Here is a 16,024-nt window from a genome sequence, read left to right on the forward strand (position 1 = left end):
GGGTATTTTGGGGCTGTATTTACGCCATTTGAAAATTATATGGTGAAACATGCAGTGAGCTTTGCTGCTGTCTTGTTTTCCATAAATCATGAGCATTTTGTAATCGAAGCCAATGATCGGCTGATGGTTTTCCAAAAGCCAACTCAAGTCGTACAGCCATTTCGGGTGTCACTGAACCTTTTGCGTTTAAAACTTTAGATAGTGTTTTACGACTTACATCAAGGTGTTTTGCAACATCTGTGATCGTTAACTCTAAAGAGTCGATCACTAACTCCTTTAAAATTTCGCCCGGATGTGCGGGATTAAACATAGCCATTAGTGGTAATCCTCATAAGTTTCTTTTCGTGCTTTTTCTGTATTCCCGCAGTGCCACCTGAAATATAGAACTTTCGAAGGCCTTTATGAATGAAGTTTTTAATCATAGGATAATTGTAACCCCAAGGGTTGCAAATTGACAGATGAATTTTGATCACGGATCAACACCCAAATAAGTAGCGGACAAGCATACAGTGACAACCTTTTGAGAGTAATCCATGGGATGATCGCGATTAAGATACGTGTTTAATCACTATTTGATTACGTCCGCTTTGTTTAGCGACATATAAACCTTCATCCGCAAAAGCGATGGCTTCGTTTAAGTTATGTTTGTCGGAATCAGCTTCAAAAACCCCACCACTGATTGTGAACCGACATTTTAATGACGATATTTTAGATATCCGAATTCGAATGTCTTCTGCAATCGCTTTTGCTTCAATTTCATTAAGGTCATTTAATAACTGGATAAATTCCTCGCCGCCATGACGAGAAACAAACACATTTGGTGATTCAAATTGCTTGAGAACATGTGCAACTTCTCGGATCACCTCATCCCCTTCGGCATGGCCATAGGTGTCATTAACGTTTTTAAATTTATCGATATCAAATAATACAATTGAATAGATGTTGGACGATGTTTGCTCAACCACTTGTGCCAATTCCATAAAGCGTCGGCGATTATCTAACCCTGTTAGGTAGTCTTTTTTCTCAACAATAATTTGTTTGCGGTGTCGGATTGTTAAAACAAAAATCAACGACGCAATAATAAGAAAAACACAGATTACAGCAGTGATCAGGCTACCATATAAATGAGTTGTTGATTGGTTCAGTTCTGAGTCTGAAATCCCAGTCGCTACCGTCCAATTCAAAAAGTCATAATGCTTATAGGCAATAGGTTCAACAACTGTTTTACCATTGACCTCAACCGGTTGAATAAATGTGCCTTCAGGCTCAGCTTTTACTTGTTTAAGGAACGCGTTCATATTCGAATTGAATAATTCCTGACTAGAGATATGCTGTTTCCCCTCAGGTTGTAAAATTATTTTCCCATTTTTATCAATAATATATATAAAACCAGTATCGCCAGGTTGATAATCGGCTAATTTTTTCTTCAATAAATTGGCGTCAACTAAATGTAGCATTTCCTCTTTATCAACGCTGACTTCTATCACCGAGCCATCTTTACGTTTTACTGAGTATGCCGCTTTTTTGATGGTATCTTTGTCACCGGGATTACGCCATTCATACTCTAGGAAATGTTGCTCATGCGCTAATTGACTTTTAACGTAGTCATATTGTGAAACATCTTCACCTTTACGATGGGGGTGATACAGCAAATGGCCATTTGCACTGATAATAGAAACATAACCATGATCACCAATTTTAGTACCATTCGTGTAAGTGTCTATTAGGTGATCCATTTGCGAAGATGATAAACCTGATTCAATGCCTGCATTCGTCATTCGCTGCACTGTGACGGCAATCCCTTTCAAGTAAGTCTTGATCGATTCATTGACGGTAGTGTCCATGATGTCATAACTCGCATTAACGCTGCTCTTAATCACGGAATGAACGATCTTATCAATGTCATTATCGACACGTTTAAACTGAATGGCGGTGAGTCTAAGACTTCACCGCCATTTGTTTGGTACCGTATTAAATTATATGACTTTTAGTAGCCTCTACTCGATCATTAAGCGCTCAACAAAGTGAACGCTTCAATTTAACAATACTACGGGTTAACAAGACTACGGATAAAACTTATCCCCTGTCCCTGCTCGGGTTAACAAACCATCCGATGGGGCAAAGCGTGAGCCATATTTTCCGGCGTATTCATTCATGATTTCGACTAATTTAGCTGCGCCAATTTGATCGATGTATTTAAATGGGCCGCCCAAGAATGGAGGAAAACCAATGCCGAAAATCGCGCCAATATCACCATCGCGAGGGCTGGCGATAATACCGTCATCTAATGCTCGTACCGCTTCATTTAACATGAGGAGTAGGCAGCGCATTGAGACTACTTCTTCGCTTAAAATCGACTCTGGTTTTAATTTGAGTAGGCGATAAACCGACTTATCGACTTCTTTCTTTTTGCCTTTATAGCTGTAGAAACCTTTGCCGCTTTTACGCCCTTTACGATTATCTTTCAGCAAAATATCAAAGACATCGGGGGCTTTAAATCGATCGCCTAACTCTTCCACTAAAATCGGTGTGATTTTTGCGCCGATATCGACACCCACTTCATCAAGCAGTGCGATTGGGCCAACGGGGAAACCAAAATTAAGCAGCGCATTATCTATGTGTTCAATCGGTTCGCCCGACAACAACACTCTTGCCGCTTCGTTCATGTATGGCGCAAGGATACGGTTCACATAAAAGCCGGCTTTGTCTTTCACCACGATCGGCGTTTTACCTTGTTTACGGGCAAATTTCACTGTGGTAGCAATGACTTCATCCGAGGTGCCTTCATGAGGAATAACCTCAACTAATGGCATTTTATCAACTGGGCTAAAGTAATGCAGGCCAATCACATTTTCAGGATGCGCAGCGCCTTGGGCAATTTTAGCGATTGGTAAAGACGAAGTATTACTGGCAAAAATCACGCCTTGTTTAGCATGAGTTTCTATGTCTTTTACCATCGATTGCTTTAAGTTGAGATCTTCAAATACCGCTTCAATCACCATGTCTTTTTGAGCAAAACCGGTAAAATCAGTGCCACCAGAAATCGACTGCATTTGCTTTTGTAACTGCGCTTTAGTTAATGCGCGGCGCTCAACCAATTTCCCCAATAGTTTGTAGCTGTAATTCATGGCATGTAACACGCCATCATTCGATACATCTTTAATCCGTACTGGCACTTTGGCTTTGGTGGCCGACACATAGCCAATCCCCGCCCCCATTAACCCGCCGCCTAATACTGCTACGTCGGTGATGGTTTTGGGAGTGGCATCACTACCAAAATCTTTTTTCATTTCTGTGGTGGCAAAGAAAATCGAGCGCAACGCTTGTGACTCGGTTGTCATCACTAACTTGCCAAACTCTTGCGCTTCTTTAGCAAACCCTTTTTCAAGTCCATGCTCTAAACCATATTCAATGACTTCTAAAATCGCTTTGGCTGCAGGGTAATTGCCACGGGTTTTGTGATTGGTTTTTTTCGCCGCTTGTTCAAAAATCACCTTACGACCCATTTTAGTCTTGGCGATCATTTTTTCTTTCATATCGACTTTAGCTTTACGCTTAGGTTTACTAATAAATTGCTTAGCTGCTTCCAATAAAATCGATTGTGGCACACAAGCATCGGTCAAACCGAGTTTAAGGGCTTTTTTGGCGCGCAATTGTTTGCCAGTTAAGATCAAATCCAAACTGTTTAATAAACCAATTAAACGCGGCAAACGCTGCGTACCGCCCGAGCCAGGTAATAAGCCTAATTGAACTTCGGGCAAACCTAATTTAGTTGCGCCATCATCACTGCACACACGGTAATCACACCCTAGTGCCAACTCTAAGCCGCCACCTAAACATGGCCCATGGATCGCCGCAACCACAGTAAATGGCAAAGCAGACAAACGAGAAAACATTTGCTGACCCTGGGTTGCAAGTTGTTCTGCTTCCGCCGAGGACTGGCACGCTTCAAGCATGCGAACATCCGCACCAGCAATAAAGTTATCAGGCTTTAATGAGTGGACAATTAAGCCTTTTAGTTCAGATTTTTTAGCTTCCAGTTGCTCAAAGATGGCTTGCATTTGATCGGCAAATTCAGCCTGCAGAGTATTCATTTTTTCGTTTGGTACATCGACTGCCAACCAAGCAAGATTGTCGTTATCAATCGTGAGAGTGAACGCGGTTTTATTGGATGTTTGCGCCTTGCTATTTTCCGTGGTCATTATTTCTCTCCTTGATTGTTTGCACTTTCGTCTTGTTTTTTAGGCTTAATGGTCGCTTCGCATTTATCGACTTCAAGGATCACTGCCGCGCCTAATCCACCCGCGGCGCAAGCGGTAGTTAATGCCAACCCGCCACCACGGCGTTTAAGCTCTCGTAAGGTTTGAGTCATTAAACGCGCGCCAGTTGCGGCAAACGGATGACCATAAGCAAGCGAGCCACCAAGTACGTTAAATTTATCCATATCAATCACGCCAATCGCTTTGTCTCGACCCAGCTTTTGTTTGGCAAATTCTTCCGAGGCAAACATCTTCACGTTGGCTAAAGTTTGAGCGGCAAACGCTTCGTGCATTTCAATTAAATCGAGATCGCTAAGCTCGATCCCCGCTCTATCCAGTGCGACTGGGGTGGCATAAGACGGCCCCATCAACATATCTTCATGCACATCAATGGCCGAAAATGCGTAAGAGCGTATGTAACCTAATACCTCCAAACCCAACTCTTTGGCTTTGCTTTCACTCATCATAAGTACAGCTGCCGCGCCATCGGTTAATGGGGTACTGGTGGCTGCCGTTACGCTGCCAAACTGACGATCAAACGCTGGACGTAGCTTTTCATATTGCTCGACGCTGGAATTTTCACGGATATTATTATCTTTATCAATCCACTGCTTAAATGGTTCTGGATAGGCGGTCATCACTTCATTTTGGATCAAGCCATCCCCCCAAGCTTGTGTGGCCAAAGAATGAGAACGGTGGGCTAAAGCATCTTGTTCAGCTCTTGGGATTTGGTGGGTTTTCGCCATTTGTTCGGCGGTTTGTCCCATTGAAATACCGGTTGAATATTCGGCAACCGCAGGAGGCACGGGCATCAGATCTTTAAATGATAATTTGCGCAAAATAGACAGCTTTTGTGGCAACGTTTTGGCTTTGCTGAGTTCAAGTAGACTTTGCGCCAACGATTTCGTCACCCCAATTGGTAAGACTGAAGATGAATCCGCCCCCCCTGCGATACCAATATCAATCGTGCCCGACATAATGCTTTCTGCCACATTGACCGCAGATTGGAAACTGGTAGCACAAGCTCGCGTCACACTGTAGGCATCGGTCGACACATCCATGCCTGTTCCTAATACAATTTCACGCGCAATATTGGGCGCGGCAGGCATTTGTACCACTTGCCCAAACACCACTTGATCGACCAATTTGGGATCAATATTGGTGCGAGCCAACAATTCGCTCACCACCATTTTGCCCAGATCCACCGCCGGTACTTGTTTGAATGCCGTACCTTGTCGAGCAAATGGTGTTCTTAAGCCTGAAACAATCGCGATACGATCGCCACTACGAGTTTTCATTTCCTGCTGAGCCATATTTGATCCTTTCGCTATGAATATACCCTTGGCACCTGAACATTAACGCCCTTACCTTGGCTATAATATGGAGTTGTTAGTTAACTTTCCGAACGGTTAATGCATAAAATCTTAAATCATGCACAAAACCTTAAGGAGGTCTGACCTGTTATTGATTCTATGCTATCGGATCCGAAAACGTATCTCTAATTTTCAACAAAATGTTAACGCAAACTTGTGATCCTATCGACGCTTCGGTAATGTCGATAATTCAAATACAAACAAATAACACCTTTTTAACAGTTCTATCGTTAAAAATTCTTTTTTGATCTAAAAACCATAGATTTATCATGTCATTTACTCATTTCAATATCAAAACAATAATGGTGAATTTACCAACAACGACAGCAAAAATGTTAAATTTTACTTATAGGGAATGTGGTTGAGGAATTTATTGTGATAATCCGTCAGATATTTAGAAATAAAAAAGCGCCTGACACGGTCAATAAAGATATGGATAAACAAAAACGCTATGAAAGCTTAGTCAGGGCTTATCACCGAGATCTTTATCGCTATGCCTATTGGCTATGCAAAGACAAACATATTGCCGAAGATTTAGTGCAAGATACCTGCCTGCGCGCATGGAAAGCACTCGACAGCTTGCAAGATGAAAAAGCTGCTAAAGCTTGGCTGATCACAATATTACGTCGTGAGAATGCTCGCCGCTTTGAACGCAAGCAATTTGATTTGGTCGATATCGACGAACCGGGCAACAGTGGTTCCAGTAACGATGATCCTCATCACCAACAGCAATGGTTGCAAAAGCAGATCATGAATTTAGAAGTGGATTATCGCGAGCCATTATTTTTGCAAGTTATTGCCGGTTTTAGTGGTGAAGAAATCGCACAAATCCTCGATCTCAATAAAAACACCGTGATGACGCGACTGTTTCGCGCCCGTAATCAACTCAAAGAAAGCTTAGAGATTACTGAGCCGTCCAAGGAGGCAAATAATGGATGATTTAGAATTTCGACGTCGGTTATTGTCCGACCCTCACGATCGCAGCGACGAAATACTACAAAAAATTCTTGATGATCAACAAAATCGTCAATATGTCGAAGGCTTATTGAATCTCGATAGCAAAATTGAGCAAGCCTTTCATGTTGATGTACCTGACGATCTAGCGGATAAAATCATTTTTTCCCATTCGCCGGCCAAAAAACAAGTCAATATGAGTAGCCGCATGTTTGCCCTTGCTGCTTCATTGATTTTTGCCATCGGCCTCGGGGTCGGTCAAATTAATTGGGGCAATGTGTTGGTCTCTCCTGCCCACGCCAGCCTTGAGAATATGGCGATGCATCATATTGAACATGGTGAGCAATTTATTAGTGGTATTAATGAAGGCAATAGTGAACAAGAGGTCAATGCTAAGTTAAGCGTCTATTCCTATCGATTGTCTAGTGATTTCCCTTACCATATTTATTATTTAAATCATTGTGGCTTTAGTGCAACCCAACATGCCTTACACATGGTTTTTGCAGGTCAACATGGGAGAGTAACTGCGTTTGTGACGAAAATTCATTCTGATAAAAAAATCGACTTTACTCAACAAGGAATGAAAGGACAAATCATCCCATTAGAAAAAGGAAGCTTGGTTCTTATCGGCAGTAAACAAGAGAATATCGACGCACTTTCTCAAACTATCACTCCATTATTGACGTTCACGCAATAAATCAAACTTTTTTTACTGCGCAAAATATGTGAAGCACATGTAAAATACCGCCCTATTTTATTTGTGCTTGGTACTTTTCTCTAAATCCTCCTACATTTATAAAAAATATCTCATAAACAACAAGATAACGCCATCACTCCGCAGTAAGCATATTCAAAATCTAAAATAGATGCATAACTCTAATCCATCAACCCAATAACTGACACATAATTTCAATCTTCTCAATTTGGAATTTCAACGTCAGGTTTGTGTCAATCACTCGCTTTTCACCACCACGTTATCAATGGTCGGATATGTTCAATTCTGCATCTCCCCCATAATGCGCCTCCTTTAGCACCACCCCACTTTTTTTATAGGTATCTGTTTAATGAAAAAACTGAGTGTATTCACCACCTCAACTTTAACCGCAGCCATGTTGTTAACATCGCTCTCAACCCAAGCCGCTGGCTTCCAATTGGATGCTCAATCGGCGACAGGTTTAGGTCGAGCTTATGCAGGTGACGGTATCATTGCAGATAACGCTTCGGTCATGGCTATCAACCCCGCTGCAATGTCGATGTTTGATAAAACCTCATTCTCAATGGGTGCAACATCTGTTACATCGCAAATAGCTGTTAGTGACGCAACTTATTCTAGTTATTTATCATGGAAAAAGGATGTTTCGGCAAACTACGATAATGCTGGTGGTACAGATGTAGTACCAAACATGTATCTGATTGTTCCTGTAAATGATAAATGGGCTCTAGGAGCCGGATTATATTCAAACTTTGGCACTACAACAAAATTTGACAGCTCTTATGTTGCTAAAGAATATGGTGGGAAAACAAAAGTATTGAGTGGTGAATTAGCTCTTGCTGCATCTTACCGTTTAAACGACCAATGGAGCTTTGGAGCAGGGATTGACTTAATTTATGGTGTGGGTACATTCAATCGTAGTATAGATATAAAAATGAATGATGGCCCATTTATAAAACCAGATTATCATACACATACAATTAATATGGCTGACATTAAGGCTGATGGCTTTGGAGTTGGTTGGAATACAGGGATTGCATACGAACTTGATGAAAATAATCGTTGGGGCTTTTCATACCACCATAGCCCTAAGATTACAGCAAAAGGCGATTTTGATGGCGTGATAGGTAAAGCGTCATCAGAAATTTATTTACCGCTTCCTGATTTTGCAAATTTTTCAGGCTATAACCGTTTTGCTGGTACACCATTTGCCATTAGTTATTCGATTCAATGGACTGGTTGGAATGTATTTGACAAGTTAGACACTAATACTAACACTATTCAAAATTTTGAGTGGAATAATACTTGGCATTATTCACTTGGTGGCACCTATTATATGAACGATCAATGGACATTGCGTGCTGGTTATATGTATGACCAAGGCGCCCAAGGAAAGGAAGTTCGTACAATTGCTGTTCCTGACTCTAATCGACAATGGTTCTCCGCAGGGGTTTCTTATGCTCCAACTAAAGACTCAAGTATTGACTTTGGTTTCACATACTTATTAGGTCAAGATATGCATGTTCACCAAAATAGTATCGTAACCTCAATAGATGCGACAACTCGTGCTAACGCTATTATTGCTGGCGTACAGTACAGCAAATCGTTCTAATTGGTTTACCATAAACAGCTTAACCAACGCTAACTAAAAACAAAGCCTTAGATCATAAGATCTAAGGCTTTGTTGTTTTCTATTGATACTCATTGCAGCAATGTAATGACCGATTAAACTGACATTAATAATCGTAGCCTAAATACTCTTCTAGTAAATCGTCGGCCACCACCGGCTCCGGCTGTTTTTCAATTTCGGCTTTAAAGTCTTGATGCTGCAAATAAATACTCTGGCTGAGTGCGTATGGATCGGGTGAGTTGCGCAATGTGCCCTCTTGCGGGATCAATTCATAACGCGACTCTAAGCCCTGAATCACCCACTTGCCGGCGCTCTGCCAGAACGTGAGCCAATATAAAGGCACATACAAGCTATCGGCCTGATCAGCAAGATCACGAACCGTTAATGGCCCATAAGCGGGCATCATAAAGTACGGTCCATTTCCCACACCATAATAACCAAGTACATCACCAAACTCACGAGTGGAACGATTGATCCCAGCCTCACTGGCAATATCAAGAAAGCCAAGCAAACCAATGGTGCTGTTAATCCAAAAGCGATTAAACCCATCCAGCGCTTCGCTGCCATTACCCATAAACAGGTTATTCACCATACTGGCTGGCTCTTCTAAGTTATCTAAAAAATTGGACAAGCCTGCAGTGAGCGGCGTTGGTAGCCATTCCATATAAGCAATTGAGGTTGGGCGCACAACATAAGGATCGAGGTACTCATAGTTAAGCTCCCACATGCTGCGGTTAAAACCTTCAAATGGATCGCTGACTTTAGTATTTGTGCTACTGGCTGGAGAAGATTCAGAATTCTCAGGCGTGCTGCTGCAACCCATCACTAATGATAAGCTGAGTAGAGAAAATAAAGGGAAAGACGCTTGTATCCTGATCAAATAATCACATCCTGTGAACGTTTGGTTATAGCTGTTTCATTCTAATTATATATCCGTCTTACTTGAAGCTTCAGCTTTGTTGGCTGCGCTAACTCACCCCAATCACTTAGGCAAGCTAAGCTCATGTACTTGCCGCCTCACTGCAACTTCAATTACTTTGGGTATAGGCTTAGCAAGCGCTCAATATTGAACGTAGAGAGAAGTGTAAAAATTATTACTGCTTAAGCCTAATCTGCAATATTACCAAATAAAAAAGGCAAGTCATTAAAATAACTTGCCTTTCTCTAACTAAATCCAAATATTCAAAAATAATTCATGATTTAATTGTATGTGCTATTCCTCCTACGTCAACTCTGTATGAGGTTGCATACCGGCTTATTAATATTGCTTATCAAGTGATAACACTACGTCATCGCCTAAGTGCACTGGTAGGCTTTCGCCATGCCAATCATGATCACGGGTCGAGACATCACCATCGGTATCAATGCGAGCACGCACCATAATATCCGATAAGCTGGATAATTTACGTTGCTTCATCATGCTGTTGCTATCATCAAGCACCACAGTGACGGGGAACTTAGACAACGGATAACGAGCGGCGGCAATTGGCATTGGTGAGCCATCTGCGCTATGAATCGACACAATCAATACGCCAGTTTTTGGCATGGTCGCTTCAGGTGATAATGAAATAGTCACACTAACAGGCGTACCTTCATGCTGCACTTGTTGTGCTGCGTTTTGCTGCTGTGCGGTTGCGCCCATTTCACGTTGAGCGGTTTGGATACTGCGCTCTAGCATCGCATAACGAGAATCATCTTTGCCAATTTTCGCTTGCAGTTCACGCCAGTATTGGATCGCTTGAGCAAACTGTCCATTCTCATAAGCATTAAAAGCCATCAGTGAATAAACGCGCGGATCGACATCCGGTTGTTTTAGCAATTGATTTAAGATCCGGCCCGATTTTTCTACATCCGCTTGCTCAGACGAGAACATCAATGCTTGCGCTAGGCTCAGTTGAATATCTGAATTATTAGGCAGCAATTTATCCGCTTTGGTTAACGCGCCAACCGCTGTTTCAACATCTCGGTTCGATAACGCAATACGACCTAATAACACCCAGCCAGTGCCATCATCAGGGCGAGTTTGCAGACGAGTACGCATTGCTAAAGTTAAATCGTTCATTTGTTGATCGGTTAACTCTGCGCCTTTCGGATCCATTAATTTTTGAGTCAACTCAGGCAAACTGTGTTGCACTTTTTCCCAATGTGATACTTGGTCATGCGCACCAAACAGCATATACATGCCATAGGTTAACACCACCATAAACAACACCATTGGGATCGCCATCCACTTTACTTTTTGATGACCCGCCGCCGCATTTTTATCTGCGTTTGGGATATCATCCAGTAGTGACTGTTTAAGGTCGGTGACCAATTCGTCTTTGTCTTCAATAATACCAGCAGAATCTTCCGACTCTAACTCATTTAAACGATCTTTAAAAAAGGCTTTATTGAGATCATCTCGCTGAGCCGCTTCATCGACATTACTGGGCTTTAACAACGGGTAAATAATAAATAATGCCGACACCGCCAGCAGTACCACAGTACCAATCCAAAAAACTATCATACGTCTTTACCCTTTTTATCATCCTTGCTGGCATTATTTGCATCGTTATTCACCACATCTTCTTCAGACAGAAGTTGCTGTAAACGTTGCTCATGCTGATCATCCCATTGCTCAGGATTTTCCTTATTTAGTGCGGCTCGACGACGAGTGCGTAAGAAAATAAAAGCAAATCCGAACAATACAATACTCAATGGTGCAACCCACAAAATAGCGGTTGTCGCATTTAGCGGCGGATTATAAGTCACAAAGTTGCCGTAACGCGCCACCATGTAATCGATAATTTCTTGCTTTGATTTACCTTGCTTGGTCATCAAGTAGGTTTTTTCACGCAAGTCTTTAGCAAGCTCTGCATTAGAATCTGAGATCGAGTTATTCTGACACTTAGGGCAACGTAAGGTATGGCTTAACTCTTGAAATTGAGCCTCTTGCGCTGGAGTATCAAAATCAAACACTTCAATAGCCGCAAAGGTTGGAAAGCTTAATGCCACCAACAACAGCACCATAAATGAGGAGAGTTTTTTCATTAGTTCTGCCCCATCATTGGTGTCGGTTTAAATTGCGTGGTTTGACCGGCTAACTTGTTATAAAGCGGCAACAAGGTATCGTTCCAGTTTTCAGCGTTCACATCACCGACATGGCGGTATTGAATTTTGCCATTGGCATCAATTAAGAACGTTTCTGGAGCGCCATATACGCCAAGATCAAGGCCAAACATACCATTACCGTCAAACAACACGATTTGATATGGGTCACCCAAATCTTTTAGCCATTTCTCTGCTTTAGCACGATCATCTTTGTAGTTAAGACCAATGATGTTGACGCCTTCACCCGATAAAGTATTTAAAAACTTATGTTCGGCATAGCAAGTCGGACACCAGGTTGCCCATACATTTAAGATCAAAGGCTTACCTTTAAACAATGTTTGATCATAGGTTTTAGTTGGCTGATACAAATCTTCTAATTGAAAATCAGGTACTGATTTACCCACTAATACCGATTCTAGCTTAGTGGGATCATCACCTTTAGCGTTGCGGGTTAATTGGGTAGCAAACACCACCACCAACACAACAAATAACGCCAAGGGAGCAAATAATATTTTACGATTCATGCTTACGCCTCCTGACCTGATTTATTGGCATTTAATTTTGATTTCTTGTTAAAGCGATAACGTTTATCGCTAATGGCGAGAATGCCACCAATCGCCATAAAGATTGCGCCTAACCAAATCCAACGAATAAAAGGTTTATAGTAAATTCGTACAGCCCAAGCATTGTCGGTACCGTCTAATTTTTCACCCATCGCGATGTAGAGATCACGAGTAAGGCCCGCATCAATCGCCGCTTCGGTCATCATCGAACCTGCCGTGTGGTAATAACGTTTTTCAGCATGCAGCGTATTCACAAACTTACCATCATCGGTAATGGTGAAATCGGCGATGAAGCCTTCATAGTTAGGACCATCATGATCTCGTAAACCATCAAAGTGGAATTGATAGCCTTGAATATCAAAGGTTTGTCCTGGTTCTAAACGTACATCACGCTCAATGCTGTAGTTTTGCACCATCGCAATACCAATAATGGTTACGGCAAGACCAATATGGCCTAACATCATTGCCCAATGGCTACGTTGAAGTTTGGTTATGCCCACCATAAACGAATGACGGTGAGTGGCACGTTGATATAACTCAAAGCAATGCATGCTCACAATCCAAATCGCTAAGAACCAACCTAGCGTCGCCAGTGGTTTAAATTGCTCAGCTGACATTAAGCCAATCACGACCGCTAACACCACTGAAATAACCGCCGATAGCAAGATTGGCATCTTGACGCTAGATAAATTATCGCGCTTCCAACGAATTAATGGACCAATACCTAAAATGATGCTGAATGGCACAATTAACCAAGTAAATAATGAATTGAAGAATGGCGCACCAATTGAAACGGAACCCATACCAATTTGTTTATGCACTAATGGCAATAACGTCCCGATCATCACCACAACTAACGCGGCAATCAACAGAATATTATTCGATAACAGCGCATTTTCACGCGAGAACAATGAGTAGTTACCACGGACACGAACTTTTGAGCCTTTAATCGCAAACAGCAATAATGAACCGCCAATAACGATGGCAAGGAAAGCCAAAATAAACATGCCGCGCGCCGGATCAGATGCAAATGAATGCACTGAAACCAAAATACCGGAACGAACTAAGAAGGTGCCGAGCAAGCTTAATGAAAACGCAGAAATCGCCAGTAATACCGTCCATGCTTTAAAGGTGCCACGTTTCTCAGTGACCGCTAATGAGTGCATTAATGCAGTACCAGCAAGCCAAGGCATAAAGGATGCGTTTTCAACTGGATCCCAGAACCACCAACCACCCCAGCCAAGTTCGTAATAAGCCCACCAAGAACCTAGCGCGATACCCACGGTTAGAAATACCCAAGCGGCGGTTGTCCAAGGACGAGACCAACGCGCCCACGCTGTATCTAAACGCCCCGTCATTAATGAGGCAATTGCAAATGAAAACGCAACCGAGAAGCCGACATAACCCATGTACAGCATCGGTGGGTGAATAATCAAACCAGGATCTTGCAACAACGGATTAAGATCGCGACCATCAACCGGGAAGTAAGGTAAAATACTTAAAAATGGATTGGAAGTCAGAATGATAAACAATAGAAAACCGACCGAGATCATCCCCATGACCGCCAGTACGCGTGAAATAGATTCAAGCGGCATACCACGGCTAAAGGAGGCAACGGCCACCGTCCAAATTGCTTGGATCAGAACCCAAAGCAATAATGAACCTTCATGTGCGCCCCAAACCGCGGTTAAACGGTAATACCAAGGAAGTTGGCTGTTTGAGTTACTGGCCACATATTGCAAGGTAAAGTCATTGCTATAAAACGCCCATAATAGCGTACCAAACGAGAACAATAACGTCAGGAACATGCCCCAAGATAGCGGCCTCGCCATCCCCATTAAGGTTCTATTATTGGTACTTGCGCCATACAGCGGAAAGATACTTAATAAAATTGAAAAGCCCAACGCTAAGATTAAGGCAAAGTGTCCAAGTTCAGCAATCATTGCCCGCTTCCTTGTTCCGATGTTGATGGAGACGCTTCCGATTTAGGATCAGGCGTTTCAGTGTTGTATCCGGGTTGATGCTTTTTCTTCATCGCTTGTTCAATTTCCGAAGGCATGTAATTTTCATCATGTTTTGCCAGCACTTCAAAAGCATCAATCGTCGTGGCATCTTTTAATGTGCCTTGTGCCACGATGCCTTGTCCTTCACGGAACAGATCAGGCAAGATACCGGTGTAATTAACCGTCACTTTTGGGCCAATATCTTCTAACTCAAAACTGACGTTAAGGGTATCTGGATCGCGCTTAACCGACCCCACTACCACCATGCCACCAATGCGCAGTTTTTCACCTACATGCGGTTTAGTGCCGTCATCCTTACCATTGACGATTTCAGTCGGGGTATAGAATAAATTCATATTTTGATTAAGGGCGTACATGATTAGGCCAACAGTACCAGCCACACCAATCAAGATGGCGAGGATAATCGCGAGTCTTTTTTTACGTCTTGGGGTCATAGTGTATTTTCCATTTTTTTAGCGGCTTGAATACGCGCTTCACGATCCATTTTTTGCTGAATATCTTTAAATAATGCTTTATTTTGCGAAATACTGCTCCAGCACAAAATCCCTAAACTTGCGAAAGTAATACCAAATGCGCTCCAAACATAAGCGGCATAATTACCCATGGCAATAAAATCTGAAAAAGAATCAAAATACATTACTTCACCTCATGCTTGGCTGTATTTGAATGGGATGAAAAACGTGCTTTCACGAGTTCAAGTACCCAAGGTCGATGACTTTCTCGATGTAAAATTTCGGTACGAAAACGCACCAGAGTCAGTGCAATAGAAAAACTGGCAAAACCAAAGATGTTTAGTAGCAAAGGCCATAACATATCTGGCGACATTGAAGGTTTGCCCATTTTAGTGATCGTCGCGCCTTGATGCAGTGTATTCCACCATTCAACCGAATAATGAATAATTGGAATATTAATCACCCCAACAATGGCCAAAATACCCGCTGCTTTGGCAGCTGTTTTGTGATCATCAAACGCATGATAAAGCGCGATAACCCCAAGGTATAAGAATAGTAAAATCAGTTCTGATGTTAGGCGAGCATCCCATACCCACCAAGCGCCCCACATAGGTTTACCCCATACAGCACCCGTCACTAATGCAATAAAAGTGAACACAGCGCCAATCGGAGCCATAGCCGCGGCGGCCATATTCGACAGTTTTAATTGCCATACCAAACCGACAAAAGCAGCAATCGCCATTGATACATAAATACCCATCGACCACATTGCTGCGGGCACATGAATATAGATAATTCTAAAGCTGTCACCTTGTTGATAATCGGCTGGAGCAAAGGCCAAGCCCCATACTGTTCCTGCCACAATTAACAGGACGGCGAAAACCGTAAACCAAGGCAATAATGCGCCACAAAGCTGATAGGTTTTTTCAGGCTTTGCATAAGGATGTAGCCATTTCCACATGATGCT

Annotated in this window: 15 protein-coding genes; 3 read left to right on the forward strand and 12 right to left on the reverse strand. The window is 42.3% G+C overall.

Going from position 1 to position 16,024, the window contains the following annotated elements:
* Positions 1-19 precede the first annotated feature (19 nt).
* The 4 genes from HC723_RS00510 to fadI form a co-directional block, all read right to left on the reverse strand.
* On the reverse strand, positions 20-316 hold the full coding sequence (locus HC723_RS00510; RefSeq protein ID WP_153446622.1) for a HigA family addiction module antitoxin: 297 nt from the start codon (positions 314-316) through the stop codon (positions 20-22).
* Positions 317-548: 232 nt separating this feature from the next.
* A complete protein-coding gene (locus HC723_RS17785; protein ID WP_190337864.1) occupies positions 549-1,880 on the reverse strand; it encodes a diguanylate cyclase domain-containing protein in 1,332 nt (443 codons plus the stop codon).
* A gap of 183 nt (positions 1,881-2,063) precedes the next feature.
* Positions 2,064-4,202, reverse strand: a complete 2,139-nt coding sequence (gene fadJ / locus HC723_RS00520; RefSeq protein WP_190337865.1) for a fatty acid oxidation complex subunit alpha FadJ — start codon at positions 4,200-4,202, stop codon at positions 2,064-2,066.
* Positions 4,202-5,572 carry an acetyl-CoA C-acyltransferase FadI gene (gene fadI, locus HC723_RS00525; protein ID WP_153446615.1) on the reverse strand — a complete coding sequence of 457 codons (1,371 nt, stop codon included), beginning with the start codon at positions 5,570-5,572 and terminating at the stop codon, positions 4,202-4,204. The genes fadJ and fadI overlap by 1 nt, the downstream gene beginning before the upstream one ends.
* Before the next feature lie 450 nt (positions 5,573-6,022).
* Here fadI and HC723_RS00530 point away from each other — a divergent pair, with 450 nt between their 5' ends.
* From HC723_RS00530 to HC723_RS00540, 3 genes are all read left to right on the forward strand, one after another.
* A complete protein-coding gene (locus HC723_RS00530; protein WP_153448133.1) occupies positions 6,023-6,571 on the forward strand; it encodes a sigma-70 family RNA polymerase sigma factor in 549 nt (182 codons plus the stop codon).
* Entirely contained in the window at positions 6,564-7,283 is a 720-nt protein-coding gene (locus HC723_RS00535; protein WP_190337866.1) for a DUF3379 family protein, read from the forward strand. The genes HC723_RS00530 and HC723_RS00535 overlap by 8 nt, the downstream gene beginning before the upstream one ends.
* Positions 7,284-7,650: 367 nt before the next feature.
* The gene (locus HC723_RS00540; RefSeq protein ID WP_190337867.1) at positions 7,651-8,910 is read left to right on the forward strand and encodes an outer membrane protein transport protein; all 1,260 of its coding nucleotides are present in this window, start codon (positions 7,651-7,653) and stop codon (positions 8,908-8,910) included.
* A 124-nt stretch (positions 8,911-9,034) separates the two neighbouring features.
* Here the strand turns inward: HC723_RS00540 and HC723_RS00545 are convergent, their stop codons facing one another.
* From HC723_RS00545 to HC723_RS00580, 8 genes are all read right to left on the reverse strand, one after another.
* Complete coding sequence (locus tag HC723_RS00545; protein WP_190337975.1) at positions 9,035-9,751, reverse strand: MlaA family lipoprotein; 717 nt, start codon at positions 9,749-9,751, stop codon at positions 9,035-9,037.
* A gap of 435 nt (positions 9,752-10,186) precedes the next feature.
* Positions 10,187-11,434 carry a c-type cytochrome biogenesis protein CcmI gene (gene ccmI, locus HC723_RS00550; protein WP_190337868.1) on the reverse strand — a complete coding sequence of 416 codons (1,248 nt, stop codon included), beginning with the start codon at positions 11,432-11,434 and terminating at the stop codon, positions 10,187-10,189.
* Complete coding sequence (locus tag HC723_RS00555; RefSeq protein WP_153446608.1) at positions 11,431-11,958, reverse strand: cytochrome c-type biogenesis protein; 528 nt, start codon at positions 11,956-11,958, stop codon at positions 11,431-11,433. Before HC723_RS00555 ends, ccmI begins: the two co-directional genes overlap by 4 nt.
* A complete protein-coding gene (locus HC723_RS00560; protein ID WP_153446607.1) occupies positions 11,958-12,542 on the reverse strand; it encodes a DsbE family thiol:disulfide interchange protein in 585 nt (194 codons plus the stop codon). The genes HC723_RS00555 and HC723_RS00560 overlap by 1 nt, the downstream gene beginning before the upstream one ends.
* 2 nt (positions 12,543-12,544) lie before the next feature.
* Positions 12,545-14,524, reverse strand: a complete 1,980-nt coding sequence (locus HC723_RS00565) for a heme lyase CcmF/NrfE family subunit (protein WP_190337869.1) — start codon at positions 14,522-14,524, stop codon at positions 12,545-12,547.
* Entirely contained in the window at positions 14,521-15,039 is a 519-nt protein-coding gene (ccmE, locus tag HC723_RS00570) for a cytochrome c maturation protein CcmE (protein ID WP_153446603.1), read from the reverse strand. Before ccmE ends, HC723_RS00565 begins: the two co-directional genes overlap by 4 nt.
* Positions 15,036-15,242, reverse strand: coding sequence for a heme exporter protein CcmD (gene ccmD / locus HC723_RS00575; RefSeq protein ID WP_190337870.1), 207 nt, complete (start codon positions 15,240-15,242; stop codon positions 15,036-15,038). The genes ccmE and ccmD overlap by 4 nt, the downstream gene beginning before the upstream one ends.
* The gene (locus HC723_RS00580) at positions 15,242-16,018 is read right to left on the reverse strand and encodes a heme ABC transporter permease (RefSeq protein WP_153446600.1); all 777 of its coding nucleotides are present in this window, start codon (positions 16,016-16,018) and stop codon (positions 15,242-15,244) included. Before HC723_RS00580 ends, ccmD begins: the two co-directional genes overlap by 1 nt.
* Positions 16,019-16,024: the final 6 nt, after the last annotated feature.

The sequence above is a fragment of the Vibrio sp. S11_S32 genome (genome assembly GCF_014694465.1).
Lineage (GTDB): Bacteria > Pseudomonadota > Gammaproteobacteria > Enterobacterales > Vibrionaceae > Vibrio > Vibrio algicola.

Excerpts from the sequence above, each read along its gene's own strand:
- HC723_RS00510 (WP_153446622.1), bottom strand. The coding sequence starts at position 316 with ATGGCTATGTTTAATCCCGCACATCCGGGCGAAATTTTAAAGGAGTTA.
- fadJ (WP_190337865.1), bottom strand. The coding sequence starts at position 4,202 with ATGACCACGGAAAATAGCAAGGCGCAAACATCCAATAAAACCGCGTTC.
- fadI (WP_153446615.1), bottom strand. The coding sequence starts at position 5,572 with ATGGCTCAGCAGGAAATGAAAACTCGTAGTGGCGATCGTATCGCGATT.
- HC723_RS00535 (WP_190337866.1), top strand. The coding sequence starts at position 6,564 with ATGGATGATTTAGAATTTCGACGTCGGTTATTGTCCGACCCTCACGAT.
- HC723_RS00540 (WP_190337867.1), top strand. The coding sequence starts at position 7,651 with ATGAAAAAACTGAGTGTATTCACCACCTCAACTTTAACCGCAGCCATG.
- HC723_RS00545 (WP_190337975.1), bottom strand. The coding sequence starts at position 9,751 with ATGGGTTGCAGCAGCACGCCTGAGAATTCTGAATCTTCTCCAGCCAGT.
- ccmI (WP_190337868.1), bottom strand. The coding sequence starts at position 11,434 with ATGATAGTTTTTTGGATTGGTACTGTGGTACTGCTGGCGGTGTCGGCA.
- HC723_RS00555 (WP_153446608.1), bottom strand. The coding sequence starts at position 11,958 with ATGAAAAAACTCTCCTCATTTATGGTGCTGTTGTTGGTGGCATTAAGC.
- HC723_RS00560 (WP_153446607.1), bottom strand. The coding sequence starts at position 12,542 with ATGAATCGTAAAATATTATTTGCTCCCTTGGCGTTATTTGTTGTGTTG.
- HC723_RS00565 (WP_190337869.1), bottom strand. The coding sequence starts at position 14,524 with ATGATTGCTGAACTTGGACACTTTGCCTTAATCTTAGCGTTGGGCTTT.
- ccmE (WP_153446603.1), bottom strand. The coding sequence starts at position 15,039 with ATGACCCCAAGACGTAAAAAAAGACTCGCGATTATCCTCGCCATCTTG.
- ccmD (WP_190337870.1), bottom strand. The coding sequence starts at position 15,242 with ATGTATTTTGATTCTTTTTCAGATTTTATTGCCATGGGTAATTATGCC.
- HC723_RS00580 (WP_153446600.1), bottom strand. The coding sequence starts at position 16,018 with ATGTGGAAATGGCTACATCCTTATGCAAAGCCTGAAAAAACCTATCAG.